General features: G+C 57.5%; 19 protein-coding genes. 11 read left to right on the top strand and 8 right to left on the bottom strand.

Annotation, left to right across the window (positions count from 1 at the left end; translation table 11 throughout):
- Positions 1-36 precede the first annotated feature (36 nt).
- A complete protein-coding gene (locus AC2FFH_RS01570; protein ID WP_496767810.1) occupies positions 37-879 on the bottom strand; it encodes a DUF2182 domain-containing protein in 843 nt (280 codons plus the stop codon).
- A gap of 13 nt (positions 880-892) precedes the next feature.
- Complete coding sequence (locus tag AC2FFH_RS01565; RefSeq protein ID WP_108859367.1) at positions 893-1,528, bottom strand: DUF1326 domain-containing protein; 636 nt, start codon at positions 1,526-1,528, stop codon at positions 893-895.
- 316 nt (positions 1,529-1,844) lie between these two features.
- Between AC2FFH_RS01565 and AC2FFH_RS01560 the strand changes: the two genes are divergently transcribed.
- Together AC2FFH_RS01560 and rpmG are read left to right on the top strand one after the other, a co-directional pair.
- Entirely contained in the window at positions 1,845-2,549 is a 705-nt protein-coding gene (locus AC2FFH_RS01560) for a DUF533 domain-containing protein (RefSeq protein WP_496767812.1), read from the top strand.
- A 126-nt stretch (positions 2,550-2,675) separates the two neighbouring features.
- The gene (gene rpmG, locus AC2FFH_RS01555; RefSeq protein ID WP_007799108.1) at positions 2,676-2,843 is read left to right on the top strand and encodes a 50S ribosomal protein L33; all 168 of its coding nucleotides are present in this window, start codon (positions 2,676-2,678) and stop codon (positions 2,841-2,843) included.
- Here the strand turns inward: rpmG and AC2FFH_RS01550 are convergent.
- Entirely contained in the window at positions 2,836-3,054 is a 219-nt protein-coding gene (locus AC2FFH_RS01550) for a hypothetical protein (protein WP_496843578.1), read from the bottom strand. The two genes, rpmG and AC2FFH_RS01550, sit on opposite strands and share 8 nt — an antisense overlap.
- Between AC2FFH_RS01550 and AC2FFH_RS01545 the strand changes: the two genes are divergently transcribed.
- Complete coding sequence (locus tag AC2FFH_RS01545) at positions 3,053-3,559, top strand: hypothetical protein (RefSeq protein WP_496767814.1); 507 nt, start codon at positions 3,053-3,055, stop codon at positions 3,557-3,559. The genes AC2FFH_RS01550 and AC2FFH_RS01545 overlap by 2 nt on opposite strands.
- A 173-nt stretch (positions 3,560-3,732) precedes the next feature.
- Here AC2FFH_RS01545 and AC2FFH_RS01540 read toward each other — a convergent pair whose 3' ends face one another.
- Together AC2FFH_RS01540 and AC2FFH_RS01535 are read right to left on the bottom strand one after the other, a co-directional pair.
- Entirely contained in the window at positions 3,733-4,509 is a 777-nt protein-coding gene (locus AC2FFH_RS01540; protein ID WP_058275627.1) for a Bax inhibitor-1/YccA family protein, read from the bottom strand.
- 181 nt (positions 4,510-4,690) lie between these two features.
- Positions 4,691-4,900, bottom strand: a complete 210-nt coding sequence (locus AC2FFH_RS01535; protein WP_496767816.1) for a DUF1127 domain-containing protein — start codon at positions 4,898-4,900, stop codon at positions 4,691-4,693.
- A 127-nt stretch (positions 4,901-5,027) separates the two neighbouring features.
- On the opposite strand from AC2FFH_RS01535, the gene AC2FFH_RS01530 reads away from it, so the two are divergent.
- Positions 5,028-5,909, top strand: a complete 882-nt coding sequence (locus tag AC2FFH_RS01530; RefSeq protein ID WP_496738107.1) for a LysR family transcriptional regulator — start codon at positions 5,028-5,030, stop codon at positions 5,907-5,909.
- A 7-nt stretch (positions 5,910-5,916) separates the two neighbouring features.
- On the opposite strand, the gene AC2FFH_RS01525 is transcribed toward AC2FFH_RS01530, so the two are convergent.
- The gene (locus AC2FFH_RS01525; protein WP_496724243.1) at positions 5,917-6,873 is read right to left on the bottom strand and encodes an NADPH:quinone oxidoreductase family protein; all 957 of its coding nucleotides are present in this window, start codon (positions 6,871-6,873) and stop codon (positions 5,917-5,919) included.
- Between the two features lie 310 nt (positions 6,874-7,183).
- Between AC2FFH_RS01525 and AC2FFH_RS01520 the strand changes: the two genes are divergently transcribed.
- The 3 genes from AC2FFH_RS01520 (at position 7,184) to AC2FFH_RS01510 (ending at position 9,840) form a co-directional block, all read left to right on the top strand.
- The gene (locus AC2FFH_RS01520) at positions 7,184-7,555 is read left to right on the top strand and encodes a helix-turn-helix domain-containing protein (protein WP_109313179.1); all 372 of its coding nucleotides are present in this window, start codon (positions 7,184-7,186) and stop codon (positions 7,553-7,555) included.
- Between the two features lie 44 nt (positions 7,556-7,599).
- Complete coding sequence (hisN, locus tag AC2FFH_RS01515) at positions 7,600-8,391, top strand: histidinol-phosphatase (RefSeq protein ID WP_496767818.1); 792 nt, start codon at positions 7,600-7,602, stop codon at positions 8,389-8,391.
- 114 nt (positions 8,392-8,505) lie between these two features.
- Positions 8,506-9,840 carry an 8-oxoguanine deaminase gene (locus AC2FFH_RS01510; RefSeq protein ID WP_496767820.1) on the top strand — a complete coding sequence of 445 codons (1,335 nt, stop codon included), beginning with the start codon at positions 8,506-8,508 and terminating at the stop codon, positions 9,838-9,840.
- Here AC2FFH_RS01510 and guaD read toward each other — a convergent pair.
- The gene (guaD, locus tag AC2FFH_RS01505) at positions 9,837-11,126 is read right to left on the bottom strand and encodes a guanine deaminase (protein ID WP_496767822.1); all 1,290 of its coding nucleotides are present in this window, start codon (positions 11,124-11,126) and stop codon (positions 9,837-9,839) included. The two genes, AC2FFH_RS01510 and guaD, sit on opposite strands and share 4 nt — an antisense overlap.
- Before the next feature lie 140 nt (positions 11,127-11,266).
- Here guaD and mgtE point away from each other — a divergent pair, with 140 nt between their 5' ends.
- Both mgtE and AC2FFH_RS01495 read left to right on the top strand, forming a co-directional pair.
- A complete protein-coding gene (mgtE, locus tag AC2FFH_RS01500) occupies positions 11,267-12,661 on the top strand; it encodes a magnesium transporter (RefSeq protein WP_496767825.1) in 1,395 nt (464 codons plus the stop codon).
- A complete protein-coding gene (locus AC2FFH_RS01495; protein ID WP_496767827.1) occupies positions 12,658-13,221 on the top strand; it encodes a 5-formyltetrahydrofolate cyclo-ligase in 564 nt (187 codons plus the stop codon). Before mgtE ends, AC2FFH_RS01495 begins: the two co-directional genes overlap by 4 nt.
- Before the next feature lie 5 nt (positions 13,222-13,226).
- Here the strand turns inward: AC2FFH_RS01495 and AC2FFH_RS01490 are convergent, their stop codons facing one another.
- Positions 13,227-13,460, bottom strand: coding sequence for a putative hemolysin (locus tag AC2FFH_RS01490; protein WP_058275635.1), 234 nt, complete (start codon positions 13,458-13,460; stop codon positions 13,227-13,229).
- 89 nt (positions 13,461-13,549) lie between these two features.
- Between AC2FFH_RS01490 and AC2FFH_RS01485 the strand changes: the two genes are divergently transcribed.
- The gene (locus tag AC2FFH_RS01485; RefSeq protein WP_496767829.1) at positions 13,550-14,365 is read left to right on the top strand and encodes a TIGR00282 family metallophosphoesterase; all 816 of its coding nucleotides are present in this window, start codon (positions 13,550-13,552) and stop codon (positions 14,363-14,365) included.
- Between the two features lie 90 nt (positions 14,366-14,455).
- A complete protein-coding gene (locus AC2FFH_RS01480; protein ID WP_496843577.1) occupies positions 14,456-16,234 on the top strand; it encodes an SLC13 family permease in 1,779 nt (592 codons plus the stop codon).
- Positions 16,235-16,254: the final 20 nt, after the last annotated feature.

Here is a 16,254-nt window from a genome sequence, read left to right as displayed (position 1 = left end):
CTGAAATTGACCGGTTCCGCGGCCTGGAAACGGGATCTAAAAAATGCTCACAATGGCGTCCAAGGCGACCCAGAAACCCACTGCAATCAGAGCCAAGCCGGTCAAAGTGGGCAACCAGCGTGCGCCCGGCAGCAGCTTTTCCAAAGCCACGTAAATGGCAATTCCGGCAATCCAGTACAGATTCATGATCCCGCCTACGAACAGCAGGGCCATCAAGGCCCAGCAACAGCCCAGACAATACAGCCCATGCAACGCACCGGTTCGGAACGCACCAAACGCGCCAGGTTTGTGATGGACGGCAATGAACCGGGCAGGGCTTTGACAAAGCCGCAGACAGGCAGACTTGAGGTCCGAAAGCTGATACGCGCCTGCCGCAATCAGGACGCAGCCAGCAAATGTTTTGGACCGGATCGTCATCATTGGACCATCGGACAGCCCGATGTTTTCCAGACCCCATTGCAACCCCGTCGCGGCAAGGCTGAACAAAGCCCAGGCGATCAGGTAGCCTGCGAGAAAGCAAAAACTGAACTGCGCTGCCTTGTCACGTTCGGGTCCCGCACGCTTTATCGCCGAATACAGCAAGACCGCAGGTGCAGCGCTGGGGGTCATCATCGCGATCATCATGACCCACCACATCAGAAAGATCAGGATTACGTATTGCACACCCCAACTGGGCGCTTCGCCCATGTGCATGGGTTCTCCGATCGGACCCGCCATATTGGTCATTTCGCTGGCCGTCATGTTCATGCCGATCCCGGCGATGGTGTACCAGGCTGCAGCCAAAACAATCAGCGACACACCGAACAGCACGATGACCCGCTCACGCCGCATAAGCCGCTCAACCGGCCCAGTGCGGGGCGGTGTGGGATGGGATGTCATGATGACCCCCGGATCAGGCGCCCAAGACACCGTGGCCCGAAATGTTCAGGTGGGCCAGATGAGCATGTGTCGCGTCAAAGGTCAGGCTAATTTCGCCGCCATGTGTCTTGGCCGAGCCCGAGGCAGCTTCGGCGTGCCGGTATTCAAACCCGTTTGGCAGCTGAATTGACGCCCGGTGCGCCGCACCCGAAACGATATGCGGAATCGGGCTGACCTCGACATCGAAGACGCCATTCACCTTTGCAAACCCGGTGCGCTCGTCGCGGTCCCAGTTCAGCTCAATCGGAACGAAAAGCGTTTCATGTTTGGTCGGAGCCATAGCGCTATAGACATACCAGAAGGTTGCCATTTCATCAGTATCTTCACCGGTCATTATGGCTTGCAGGGCCGCGCGCTGATCGGCGCTGGCGCTGGCATCTATGATCAGTTGCATCTGACCGTTGCCCTCATGGATCGGGCCGGGCCAATAGTACACCCCAGCCGCCCTTACGCCCGCCAGGTCGGTGTCCCCATAGTGACCGCTTTCGATGTCGAATACGACGACGGCTTCGCAATTGCCATGTGTTGGAAGTACGCTGAACTGGCAAGGACAACCGAAGTTGCAGTTACAGTTGGCCAGCTCTTCGCCCTTAATAGTCCATTCAGTCATGATGCCCCCTAAACAAAATCAATCGTGCAAACCCTGCTTGCACGGTTGCTTGCCTGTTCATGGTGCCTCGAAGATCGAGCCGGAAATTGGCTTCTTTGGATTGTAGATGGCGCGGTTACTATCACAAATTCGAATTTCTGACAAATTAGACATGCACTTGTATAGGAATACGCCTGTTACATGTTCACTTGCTTAAACGAAGCCACCATTGGTCAGCTTTGCGCTAGCGTTAGGGCATCTGCTTAATCCGTGGATTATTGAGTCGCAGATATCTGCTATATTGCAAAAACGCATTTTTAATATTGGGAGGATTGTTATGAGTTTCATGAAGGCACTGGCTTCGGTCGCAGTTGGATTTGCTGCAGCAAAAGGCATGGAAAAGTACAAGCAAATGGGCGGTATGGCCGGTCTTCAAGATATGATGCAGGGCGCCGGGGGCGGCTTTGGCATGGATCAACTGGGCAAGATGGCAGAACAGTTCGGGATGCCGGGGGGTGCCGGTGGGCTGCAAGAGATGATTGGAAAGCTTGGCATGGCCAATCCGGCAGGGGCCGCAGGTCTTGGTGGGCTGATGAATGCCATGCAGGGGGCAGCAAAGTCAGGCAGCCAGCAGACCGTCGACATGATGGACACGGTGTTCAAAGGCACACCCGGGGGCGCGGCGATGGAGGAGCAAGCCAAGCTGATGCTGCGCGCGATGATCCAGGCGGCCAAGGCGGACGGAGAGCTAGACGAGCAAGAGAAGGAAACCATTCTGGGCGAATTGGGTGATGACATCAGCGATGAAGAACGCGCCTTTGTCCAGGATCAGTTGAATGGCCCGATTGATGTGATCGGATTGGCTGCTGATTCCGGCGCGCCACTGAAAACGCAGGTCTATGCGACGTCTCTGGCGGCGATTCGTCTGGATAATCAGCGCGAGGCATCTTACCTCGTGCAACTGGCCACTGCGCTGGGATTATCCGATGCTGAACGCGACCAGATACACACGTATATGGGTGCGCCAACCCTTTCGACCTAAGCCTGATCCCCAAACCGGAGGACATGTGCCTGATTGCCCTTGACACGAGCCGTGCAAGGCGTAAAAGCGCACGCTCATAGGAATTCAACCGAAAGGCCCCTGCCTTTTCGGACGCAGGAGATAACCATGGCGAAGCCGACGACAATCAAGATCCGTCTGAACTCGACCGCGGGCACGGGCCACTTCTACGTGACCAAAAAGAACGCTCGCACCATGACCGAGAAAATGACCGTTCGTAAATACGACCCGGTTGTTCGGAAACATGTCGAGTACAAGGAAGGCAAGATTAAGTAATCTGCCGTCCAACTTGGACAGAATGAAAAAGGGTTTCGCTGATGCGGAACCCTTTTTCTTTGTGCATGCGGCTGGGTGAAATGTCCTGGATCGGGAATTGGCCGTTGCAGTGACGCATCAGCGTAACGCCCATTCGGTTGGGCGCCGGGTTGCTTTTTGGAACCCCTTGGCCATACGCTTCAGCAAATCGTTCCAAAATGTTGGTCGCCATGAAAAAAATCTTGTTATCCACAATTGCCGTATTCGCCCTTGCGGCTTGTGAAGACCCCTATAACCGCTCGGGTGTTGGCTTCACGGGCATCGATGGTGAGCCGCGGACCCTCTCGGATGTTCCGGGTGCGGTCTCGTTCCTTCCCGACGCCACGAATATTCCGGCGGAATTGGCTTTGTTGCCATCCATCCCGGTCGTAACGGATCAGACCGAGGCGGAAAAAGTAGCCCGCGTCGCGATCGACAATGGCGGACGCAGCGACACAAACTCAGTTGTTCTGACCGGTTCGGACATGAACATGTTCTTAAGCACAGTCAGCGTGAACGGCACTTTGTTCGGAGTGCTTCGGACCGAAAACAACAGCACCCGCGTGGACAACAACGTCGGCGCAGCCTTTGGCCAAAATGCCGAACAGTTTACCGGGTGCCTGCCTGCGGGTGACGTGTTCCGCAAGGGGTCGTCGTCGCGCAGCTCGGGTTTTGCGGTTGCTCTGAACTGCAGCTGATCGAACCAAAAAGATACAACTAAAGAAAGCCTCCACCGTGTGGGTGGAGGCTTTCTTTGTTCTTAACGTCACAAGTTTGCGCCGCCTGTTTGCTATCTCGGGATGCCATGCAGCGAGGCAAACAAAAAAGGCGGGCCAATCTGGCCCGCCTTTGAAATCGAATTCCGTCTGTCTTATTCGCGGTTGCCGAACAGCTGCAGAAGGAACATGAACATGTTGATAAAGTCCAGATACAGGCTCAGCGCGCCCATGATTGCGGCTTTACCCAACCACTCCTGGTCGCCCGAATGGGCCATCTGCAGGTAGGTGGTTTTGATCTTCTGAGTGTCATAGGCGGTCAGACCAGCAAAGATCAGAACGCCGATCACCGAGATCGCGTACATCATCGCGGGTGACTGCAGGAAGATGTTTACAACCATCGCCACGATCAGGCCAATAAGACCCATGATCAGAAATGTACCCATTCCAGACAGGTCTTTCTTGGTGACGTAGCCGTACAAGGACAGTCCTGCGAAAGCGATCGACGTGATCAGGAACACCTGAATGATCGACATGCCGGTAAAGGCAATGAAAATCCAGCTGATCGACAGGCCCATCACCGCTGCGAATGCATAGAACACCAGCTGTGCAGCTGCGGCGGACAAGCGGTTGATACCGGCGCTAAAGCCAAAGATGAACGCCAGCGGTGCAAACATGATCACCCAGCGTAGCGGCGAGGTATAGATCGCGGCACCCAGCGACGTCAGATAGGTGCCCGAGCTGATTTGCCCCGCTGCGGCCGATGGGTCGGTTGTGGTTGCAAGTCCGGAAATGGCCCAGGCAGCCATGAATGTAATCAGCATGCCCACAGACATCGTGCCGTAGACTTTATTCATATGGGCGCGTAGGCCCTCGTCAATCTGGGCAGCGCGCGCACCGGTCGCCGTCCGGATCGTGTCAAATTGTGCCATTAAGGGTCTCCCTTTGCATATTTCTTGTCGGACCAATGGAATTGGCCCCGTTCCCCGCAAATATCGGCAAGTGCGGGCTGTGTTTCAAGGGTTTAACGCCCGAAACTGGCTAAAACACGCAACAAAAATGGCAGCCCGACGGTTCGCGCTGCCATTCACCGAGAAAAGGTGCAGTGTCGAATCACTTTTGCCAGAACTCCGGCGCATCCCAAATGGATCGTGACGCCTCGGCTTCGGCCTGTTGGCGGGTGACGCCGATGTCTTCCAGAGCGCGATCATCAAGTCTGGCAAGCGTTTGACGCTGACGCAGAAGAGAGAGGGCATCCCGAAGCGAGGACAACAAAGAGCGACGCTGCGGTTTGCAGTGCTGTTTGATTGCAATTTGGGTCATATTTATTGTCCTTTCTCTGTTTCATGATGGATAACCGTCTTTCCATCAACTTCCTTGATTTATATGGCGCAACATGTCACATTTTGAAAATGAATATTTATGAAGAGATACATAAGGATTTGTGAACATGCGAAATCTGGATATCACCACGCTCCGTTCCTTCGTTGCCGTTGCTGACCAGGGTGGCGTCACAAGGGCCGCCGGATTTCTGCATCTGACGCAATCCGCCGTGTCGATGCAGTTGAAGCGGTTGGAAGAGCTGCTGGGCCTTGAATTGTTGGACCGTAGTGGGCGCACAATTGCGTTGACTGCATCCGGTGAACAGCTGCTGGCCTATGCCCGGCGCATGATCGCGCTGAATGACGAAGTAATCTCAAAGCTCACGGATCAGGCCTATGAAGGCGAGGTCGTTCTGGGCGTTCCACATGACATCGTCTACCCGGCCATCCCGCGGGTCTTGCAGCGTTTCAATGCTGACTTCCCGCGGGTTCGGGTGCAGCTGATTTCGTCATATTCACTTCAGCTGAAAGAAATGTTCAAACGCGGCGAGTGCGATCTGATCCTGACAACCGAAGCCTCAGCCAGTGATGGATCTGAGACCGTCGCTGAGTTGCCCTTGCGGTGGATTGGGGCGCCGGGCGGGTCAGCATGGCGTAAGAATCCGATTCCATTGGCCGTCGGACGGCGGTGCGCGTTCCGGCCCCAGATGATCTCGGCCCTCGATGCGGAAGGTATCCCGTGGGAACTGTCGGTCGAAACAGAAAACGACCGCACGATCGAGGCGACAGTCAGCGCGGATCTGGCTGTTCACGCGATGCTGGACGGGACCGAACCCGCACATCTTGAACAGATCGATACCGGAGGGGCTTTGCCGGAACTGCCGGCCCACATGATCAATCTGTATGGGGGCGAGACCGGGCGCGGCGCTGTCGTCGAATCGCTGGCCGCGCTGGTGCGTCAGAATTTTCGTATGCTGGGCAGTGCCCCGCTCAAGGCTGTGGTGGGGTAAGCGCCCGTCAGGGGGTAATAACTACTTTGCCGGTGGCCACGCGGTCGCGCAGCAGTTGCATGCCTTTGTCGGCCTCGGCCAGTGGAAGAACGTGGCTGATATGCGGCTTGATCCGCCCTTCGGCGAGCCAGCCGAACAGCGTGTCAAAGCTGTCCTGTACAATCTGCGGTCGGAATCTCAGATAGCCGCCGATGTAAAACCCAATCACAGTCAGGTTTTTTACCAACAGATGGTTGGCCGGAATTTGGGGAACGTCGCCGCCCGCAAACCCGATGGGCAACAGACGGCCTTCGGGGTTGGTTGCCCGGAACGCGGCTTTGAAGACATCCCCTCCGACAGCGTCATAGACGACATCCGCGCCGCCCAGATCCTTGACGCGTGCGCGTAGGTCTTCCGAGGCGTCGATCAGGTGATCCGCACCAGCCGCGCGGGCCACATCCAGTTTTTCCTGCCCACGCGCATGGGCAATTACCGTCGCGCCCATCAGCTTGCCGATTTCGACGGCGGTAAGTCCAACCCCACCTGCGGCACCGGTCACCAAAAGGGTCTCGCCCGGCCGGAGATGCGCCCGATGATCAAGGGCGATGTGGCTGGTGCCGTAAGCGATCTGAATGGCCGCGGCACTTTCAAAGCTGATTGCATCGGGCAGGGGAATCGCGCGACTCGCATCAAAAACGCCATATTCCGCCAGTCCGCCCTGACCGGAATAAACGGCCACACGGTCCCCGACATTCAAGCGCGTAACACCGTTACCCAGCTTGTCGACAACACCCGCAACTTCCATACCCAGCGTGAACGGAGCCTCGGGCGTGTCCTGATACGTACCCTTCTGCATCAGCAAGTCGGCAAAATTCAATCCGCAGGCCTTGATCGCGATGCGTACTTGCCCGGTGCCGGGTTCGGGAAGGTCAATATCAGCCAATTGGGCGGCGCTTCCCTGGGATTGTATCGTGAATGCCTGCATGATCGCGCTCCGTAATTTTGGGGCATAGATTCTTTTCAGCCAGGGTTTGTCAATCTATTCCCCGGCCAATTCGGTTCCTTTCAGGTGCACGTGGGGACTATCCCAGCATTAAAAACACACAACCCTAAATCTTTGTGACCCGAAACAGATTCAACCTTCTTGAAAAATTACCCAAATGCGGCAATATTGCGCTATGGTGCTGTTTTGGGGGTATGTTCCAAATTAGGGAGTGGTTAAGTGCGACTCGCTAGTGTTGCGATAAAAAGCAACGCGCGCCCCAGGTAGTTGTGTGTAAAAGAGGAGAATACCAATGACCCATCACGTCGATGTCCATGTGGGCAAGCGCGTCCGGCATCGCCGCTGGCTGATTGGCATGACCCAGCAGCAGCTGGCGGAACAAGTTGGTATTAAGTTTCAACAAATTCAAAAGTATGAAACTGGGGCCAACCGGATCAGCGCGTCTCGCCTGTGGGACATTGCCGAAGCATTGGACGTTCCCGTCAGCTTTTTCTTTGAAGGTCTGGAAGAGGCCGAAAAGGAAACCTCTGGCAAAAAGTCGGTTCCTGCCGATCTGATGGGGGACAAGGAAGCGCTGGACCTCGTGCGGTCCTATTACGCGATTCCCGAAAACCAGCGCCGCCGCCTGTTCGAGCTTGCTCGGGTTCTCAGCGACGTAGCATAAATTAGCGGGTTGACTCCAAACCGTGCGCACCTCACGGGTTACGCATGCAAGAGACCTCTCTAAGCGATCTGGAAGTTGCCGAAGAAATGGCCGACGCGGCGCGTGCGGCCATTCTTCCGTATTTTCGGCAAACCAATCTGGACACCACGAACAAACTGGAAGATGGGTTTGACCCCGTAACCATTGCTGACCGCAACGCCGAAACGGCGATGCGCGCGGTTGTGGCGCGTCATCGGCCCGAAGATGGCATTTTTGGCGAAGAGTTTGGTCGCGAAGAAGGCTCAAGCGGCCGGACCTGGGTTCTGGACCCCATCGACGGTACCCGCGGGTTCATCAGCGGTACTCCGACCTGGGGGGTTCTGATTGCGCTCAGCACAGCTGACGGCCCGATCATGGGGGTGATCGACCAGCCCTATATCGGCGAACGGTTTGTGGGTTCGGCGGATATCGCGCAGGTCACCGGCCCATCCGGAACGGCATCGTTGAAGACACGCTCGACATCGGCCTTGGATCAGGCGGTTGTTTTTACGACCTTCCCAGAGGTTGGCACACCTGAGGACCGCGCAGGGTTCGAAGCGGTGGCCCGGCAAGCAAAGCTGACCCGTTATGGCATGGATTGTTATGCCTATGCGCTGGTGGCGGCGGGTCAGGTTGATCTGGTGATCGAATCCAGCCTGAACGCCTATGATATTCAGGCCCCCATTGCAGTGATAGAGGCTGCTGGTGGGGTTGTGACTGACTGGCGGGGCGGTCCGGCCCATAATGGCGGGCGGGCTCTGGCGGCGGCGAATCCCGAACTGCACGCGGTCGCACTTGAAATCCTGCGCAACTATTGAAACTTGTTGCTGCAAATTGGCCGGTCGGGTAGGTTCTACGCGGCTGGTTCTTATGCCCGTTTTCCGCCAGCCTTTGCACTTCTTGCATGAGACGGGCTGTTGCAGGAGGGCGAATTGACCGAAATCCTTATCAAAAATGCAGATACCATTCTGACGATGGATGACGCGCGGCATGAGTTGTCGGGCGCAGACATTCTGATCGTGGAGGGGCAGATCGCGCAGATCGGCCACAACTTGCAAACCGACGGTGAGATCCACGATGCTGCGGGTTGTGTTGTGACGCCCGGGCTGGTGAATACCCATCACCATCTGTACCAAACCCTGACGCGGGCTGTGCCGGGCGGGCAGGATGCATTGCTGTTCGGATGGTTGCAGACACTCTATCCGATCTGGTCCCGTTTCGGCCCTGAAGAGATGTTTGTGTCGGCTCAGATTGGTCTGGCTGAATTGGCTCTGTCGGGCTGTACGCTCAGCTCTGACCACCTTTACCTTTACCCCAACGGCGCGCGCCTGGACGATACGATCGCTGCCGCCGCCGAAATTGGTCTGCGATTCCATCCGACCCGCGGCGCAATGAGCATCGGGGAAAGCGACGGCGGGTTGCCGCCAGATGAATTGGTCGAGGTGGAATCCGATATCCTCGACGACATGATCCGCGTGGTTGACGCGTTTCATGATCCATCCGATGGGGCGATGTGCCGGGTAGGGTTGGCACCTTGCTCCCCGTTTTCCGTCAGCAGGGACCTGATGCGCGACACAGCAATCCTTGCGCGCGACAAAGGTGTGATGCTGCACACTCATCTGGCGGAAAATGATGAAGATATAGCGTATTCGCAGGCGCAGTTCGGGTGCCGCCCTGGTCAATATGCCGAAGATCTGGGTTGGACCGGATCAGACGTCTGGCACGCGCATTGCGTGAAACTGGACGGGGCCGAGATTGATCTTTTCGCCAGAACCCAAACGGGCGTGGCGCATTGCCCGTGCTCAAACTGCCGCTTGGGGTCCGGTATCGCACCGGTTCGAACCATGCGTGATCACGGAGTTCCGGTGGGTCTGGGCGCCGACGGTTCGGCCAGCAACGATAACGGCAGTCTGATCCTCGAGGCCCGACAGGCCATGCTGCTGCAGCGCGTTGCCAATGGCGCTGATGCAATGTCGTCACGCGAAGCGTTGGAGATTGCCACGCGTGGCGGTGCAGATGTGCTGAACCGCCCCGATTGCGGTCGGCTTGAGCCCGGTAAGCGCGCCGACATTGCCATATGGGACACGCGCGGTATCGAAAGTGCAGGCAGCTGGGACCCGGCCGCATTGCTTTTGGCCGGACCGATGAAGGTGAAACACCTGTTTGTTGAAGGCCGCCAGATCGTGCGCGACGGGCATGTCACGACGTTGGACCTGCCGCGCGTGATCGAACGGCAGACCCAATTGGCCCGCGCTTTGCAGGCCTAGGAAGACACGCGGCGACCGGCGATCCAAACCTCAGCAATCGCCCGGTCGTCGCCCATCATGATCGTAGGAAAGATCGCCTCCCACAGATCATCGGCGCAGGCTTCACGCTGGGCAATTGCGGGGGTTGAGGCGAGGTCAAGAACGACCAGATCAGCCTCCATCCCCGGTGCGACATTGCCAATGCAATCATCCATCCGCAGCGTACGGGCCGAGCCAACCGTGCCCAGCCACAGCAGTTGTGCCGCGTGCAGCGGCGACCCGCGCAGCTGCCCGATTTCATAGGCCGAGGCCATCGTGTGCAGCATTGAAAAGCTCGACCCGCCACCAGTATCTGTTGCCAGACCAACCCGGTGCCCTTCGCCCATCAGCCCGTCCATGTCGAACAAGCCGGATCCGATAAAGGTGTTCGAGGTCGGGCAATGGATCAGCGAGGCGTCAACCTCGCGCAGCCGGTCACGTTCGCGCGATTCCAGGTGGATAACGTGGCCGTAAACGCCATGCGAGCCCAGCAGCCCGAACTTTTCATAGGTATCCAGATAGTCTCGCGCATCAGGGAAAAGCTCACGAACCCATGAGATTTCGTCTGTCTGCTCGCTCAGGTGTGTTTGCATCAGGCAATGCGGGTGTTCGGCCCACAGTGCGCCCATCGCCTCAAGCTGCTCGGGCGTGGATGTGGGCGAGAACCGTGGTGTGATGGCGTAGGATATCCGGTCGACACCGTGCCATTTCTCAAGCAGCGCCTGCGATTGATCATAGGCCGTCTGCGGGGTATCCCGCAGCCCTTCGGGCGCGTTGCGATCCATGCAGGTTTTGCCTGCCACCACACGCTGCCGGCGTTGCTGCGCGGCTGTGAAGAATGCGTCGACGCTTTCGGGGTGGATGGTGCAGAAACTGCACATTGTTGTGGTGCCATGCGAGGCCGTCAGATCCAAATAACGGTTGGCGATCTCGGCTGCATAGTCGGGATTCCCGAACTTCATTTCCTCGGGGAAAGTATATGTGTTCAGCCAGTCGATCAGGCGCTTTCCCCAACTGGCGATCATGGCGGTCTGTGGGTAATGGACATGCGCATCCACAAAGCCAGCCATGATCACGTGCTGACCGTGGTTTACAACTTCGGCATCGGGGTTCGCGGATATCAAGCTGTCGGCATCGCCGACGGCAGATATGCGGTCGTCTTCGATCAAGACCGCTTCGCTGATTGTCACAGCCTCTGTCGGTTCACCTTCGAATGGTGATCCGTTGAAGCTCAGGACACGCCCTTTCAGCAGCGTTTTTTGCGCCATTTCCGTTCATCTCCGCCTGTATGGGACTGCGAAACAGCATAGTGGGGCGAAACTTGTCGGTAAATCGGCGCATTGTCATTGTTTTCCGGTAGCTGCTTCTTCTAATTAGGGGTCAATGCGCGAACCAAACGGGGGCAGACATGACGACAGGCTATGATGAACCCGTAATCGACTCCGCAAGCGACGATGACGCCTATGCGCTGGATCGCCGGATGGTTGCCGCGATCCTGTATGCGGTTGATGTGGAAGATCGCGACAGGCTGATCGAGCTGATGGAGCCGCTGCACCCTGCGGACATTGCCGACCTCCTTGAACAGATTAATCCCTATGACCGTGGCCGTTTGATCCGTCTTTACGATAAGGAATTCGATGGCGATATCTTATCTGAACTGGATGAGTCCGTCCGCGAAGAGGTTATCAGTGTCCTGCGCCCCGACGTTCTGGCCGACGCCGTGCGGGACATGGAAAGCGATGACGTTGTCGACCTGCTGGAAGACCTTGAAGAGCCGCAGCAAGAAGCCATCCTGGGCGCATTGGAAGATTCCGAACGGATCGCCGCGGAACAGGCGCTGTCTTATCCAGAAAACTCGGCCGGTCGCCTCATGCAGCGCGAGGTGGTCATGTCGCCCGAGCATTGGACCGTGGGGCAGACCATCGATTTCATGCGCGCCAATGATGACTTGCCGGAACAGTTCTACCACGTTGTTCTGGTTGATCCGCGGCTCAAACCAGTTGCACAGGTCACGCTGGGCAAGCTGATGGCAACCCGACGCGAGGTGCCGTTGCACGACATCGCCGAAGAGGAATTTCACACCATCCCCGTCGATCAGGACGAAGAAGATGTGGCCTACGCCTTTAACCAGTACCACCTGATTTCCGCCCCGGTGGTTGATGCCGATGGGCGTTTGGTCGGCGTGATTACCATTGATGACGCCATGGTTGTTCTGGACGAAGAATACGAAGAGGACATGTTACGCCTTGCGGGTGTCAGCGACGAAAGCTCGCTGTCCGACAGTGTCGCCGCAACCAGTAGGCGGCGCTTGCCGTGGCTGGCCGTCAACCTGTGTACCGCAATATGCGCGTCACTGGTCATCTCGCAGTTCGAAGCGGCGATCAATCAGTTGGTGGCACTGGCAATCCTGATGCCGATCGTTGCCTCGATGGGAGGGAATGCCGGGACGCAGTCACTGACGGTTGCGGTGCGGGCGCTTGCAACGCGCGACCTGACCGGATCGAACGTGGCGCGCGTTATCCGGCGAGAATTGCTTGTGGGAGTGCTCAATGGTCTGTGCTTCGCGACCGTTTTGGGGACTGTAGGCATGATGTGGTTCGATTCACCCTTGCTGGGTGTCGTGATCGGCTCGGCCTTGGTCGTGAATATGGCGATCGCAGGCTTCGCAGGTACGGTAGTACCGGTTGTGCTGGATCGTCTGGGCATTGACCCGGCGCTGGCGTCAGGGACCTTCGTGACCACCACAACGGATGTCATGGGGTTCTTCATCTTTCTTGGGCTTGCCAGCGTGGTGCTTCTGTGACCGATCTGACTGAAATCAAGGCCATCGCCCGTAAGGCGGCATTTGCGCGCCGGAAGGTTGCATTCGATGCGCGTTTGCCGGGTGCAGCCGGACGTTTGTCCGAAGTGCTTGCGGGGCATCGCGGCGTCCCGATGTCGGGGTACATGCCGATCCGCACCGAAATTGATCCTTTGCCTGCTATGGCCGAGGCCGCGGCTTATGGTCCGGTCGGTGTGCCAGTCATTCAGGCCGCCGGACAGGCGTTGCGGTTTTCGCGCTGGACGCCCGAGGGCGTGTTGAAAGACGGCCCGTTCGGCGCCAAGGTTCCCGAGATTGACGATTATTTTGACCCCGAGATTCTGGTTGTGCCGCTGGTTGCTTTTGACGCGCAAGGCGGAAGACTGGGATATGGCGGTGGCTTTTATGACCGCACGCTAGAGGGATTGCGCGCCAAGCGCCCCACACTGGCCATCGGCTTTGCCTTTGACGCACAAGAGGCCGAGGGGCTGCCGTTGGAACCCACGGATCAGACGTTGGATATGGTCATCACTGAAAGCCGAGTACTGACGTTCTCGGCCTGACCGCCTCAGGTCGGGCTGTTTTCGCGAAAGTACTCCCACGCGTCCACTTCGGTGCCGTCGGGCAGGATGCAGATGCCGATCTGGCCGCCTTCGCCATCTCGGATTTCGTAACGATTGCCGCTTTCAACGCAAAAGGTTGCTGCCGGGTTCGCCAGCTGGGTGGACGAGTCGTTTGAAGCAGGCTGGTCGCAAGCTGAAAGCGCGGTCAAACTGGCGGCGGTCAGAAGGGCAAGGCGCATGGGAAATCTCCTGCATTATGTTCTTTGGCGGTTTATTCTGCCAGCTTAACCACTTGTGCTTGAGAGATACCACACTTAGGACAGTTCGAATGAGGATACTTTTTCTGGGTGACGTGATGGGCCGCGCCGGACGCGCGGCCATTCAGCAACATTTGCCGCGTCTGCGCGACGAATGGCGGTTGGATTTTGTCGTGGTCAATGGCGAGAACGCATCAAACGGGATGGGTCTGACCGGGGATCACGCCAAGCTGCTGCTGGATTCCGGGGCCGATTGCCTGACACTGGGCGATCACGCGTTCGACCAGAAAGACATGTTGCAATTCATCGAAAGTGAACCCCGTATCGTGCGCCCGGTGAACTTTGCCAAGGGCGCGCCGGGCAGGGGCCACCGGTTGTACACCGCGCCGGGCGGGCGCAAGGTTCTGGTTGTTCAGGTGTTGGGGCAAGTCTTCATGAAACGCCCCTTTGATGATCCGTTCTCTGCTGTTGAACCAATCCTGAAGTCGCACCCGCGTGGCGGGCAAGCGCAGGCGATCATCGTCGATATGCATTGTGAAGCGACTTCCGAAAAGATGGCCATGGGTCACTATTGCGACAAACGCGCCAGCCTTGTTGTGGGCACGCATACACATGTGCCAACCGCGGACGCGCAAATCCTGCCGGGTGGCACGGCCTATCTGACGGATGCGGGCATGTGCGGCGATTATGACTCGGTCATCGGCATGGATAAGCTGGAACCGATGCGCCGGTTCATCACCGGTATGCCCAAGGCCCGGTTCACTCCGGCTAATGGTGAGGCCACGCTGAGCGGAGTGTTCGTTGAAACCGACGACCGTGACGGTCAGGCGAAATCTGTTCAAATGGTGCGCGTTGGTGGGCGGCTACAGCAAGCTGGCCCACAGTAAGGGCACGTCAGGCTTGCTCTGTCGCGCGCAATGCGTGAAACTGCCTGACGGGCGCGTAAGCCAGGCCAGGGTTCGGACAGAATACCAAGAATGCAATTCCTTCAGCTGACAGAAATGGGAAGCGCGATACTGGCGCTGTTGGTCGTTGCAGGCATGTTCATCATGTTCCTGCGCGAATCCTATCCGACTGAAGTGGTCGCAATCGGTGGCGTGGCCGTGATGCTGGTGACGGGCATTCTGCCCTATCAAAGCGCACTTGCCGTTCTGTCAAATCCGGCCCCTTGGACGATTGCCGCGATGTTCATCATCATGGGAGCATTGGTGCGTACCGGAGCACTGGACGCATTCACATCGACAGCGCAAAAACAGGCACAGGTAAGTCCCAAAGTCGCAATCGCGACGTTGATGGCCTTTGTTGTCTTTGCCTCGGCGGTGGTTTCAAACACGCCCGTGGTGGTCGTGATGATCCCGGTATTCGTTCAGATCGCGCGGACGCTGAACGTGTCGGCCTCGAAACTGCTGATCCCGCTTAGTTATGCGGCCATTCTGGGTGGTACGCTGACCCTGATCGGGACCTCGACCAACCTGTTGGTTGATGGTGTCGCGCGGGCGCAGGGGATGACCCCGTTTTCGATTTTCGAGGTGACCCCACTGGGTATTGCACTGGTGATTTACGGCATGTTCTACCTTCGCTTTGTCGCGCCGCGCCTTTTGCCGGATCGCGACAGCATGGCATCCATGCTCAGCGACCGGTCGAAGATGAAGTTCTTTACCGAGGCTGTCATTCCCCCCGACAGCAACCTGATCGGGCGTGAGGTGACAGGCGTGCAGCTATTCAAACGCCCGGGCGTGCGCCTGATCGACGTCGTGCGCGGCGACGAGTCGTTGCGGCGCAACCTCAAGGGCGTCGCTTTGAAAGTTGGCGACCGTGTCGTTCTTCGGACTGAGATGACAGAGTTGCTGAGCCTGCAAACCAACAAGGAACTCAAGCGTGTCGACCAGGTCTCGGCGGTCGAAACCAAAACGGTCGAAGTGCTGATCACTCCGGGTTGCCGCATGGTCGGGCGGACGTTGGGCGCGATGCGTTTACGCCGCCGTTATGGCGTCTATGTGCTGGCGGTGCATCGAAGAAACCAGAATATTGGGCGGCAATTGGATGATCTGGTCGTGCGGGTCGGTGACACGCTGCTACTGGAGGGATCACCTGCAGATATCCGGAAACTGGCTGCTGATATGGATATGGTCGATGTGACCCAACCTTCGGCCCGCGCATTCCGCCGCAGCCACGCACCGATTGCCATCGGGGCGCTGAGCGGGATCGTTGTGCTGGCCGCGCTGGGCGTTGCGCCCATCCTGCTGCTGTCGATCCTGGCTGTTGCGGTAGTTTTGATTACGCGCTGCATCGACGCGGATGAGGCGTTTTCCTTTGTCGAAGGAAGATTGCTGGCCCTCATCTTCTCAATGCTGGCCATAGGCGCGGCCTTGGATAAATCCGGTGCAGTTTCCTTAATTGTCGAAGCCGTGGCGCCTGGTCTTGGTGCCCTGCCACCATTCCTGATCATCTGGGCGGTCTATTTGCTGACTTCTGTGCTGACAGAGCTAGTGTCGAATAACGCCGTGGCAGTTGTGGTGACGCCGATTGCCATCGGTTTGGCGCAGGCCGTGGGCGTTGATCCGCGTCCTCTGGTGGTGGCGGTCATGGTGGCAGCCTCGGCTTCATTTGCGACGCCGATCGGATATCAGACCAACATGATGGTTTACGGCCCCGGTGGGTACAGGTTCACAGATTTTCTGAAGGTTGGCGTGCCGCTGAATCTGACCGTGGGTTTGCTGGCTTCGCTGTTGATCCCTCTGATCTGGCCGCTTTGAGTTTGGCACGGAACCGCTGG

The organism is Ruegeria sp. YTSC003 (genome assembly GCF_059609785.1).
Note: the sequence above shows the minus strand (reverse complement) of the source record. Positions and strands in the feature narration are given on the sequence as shown.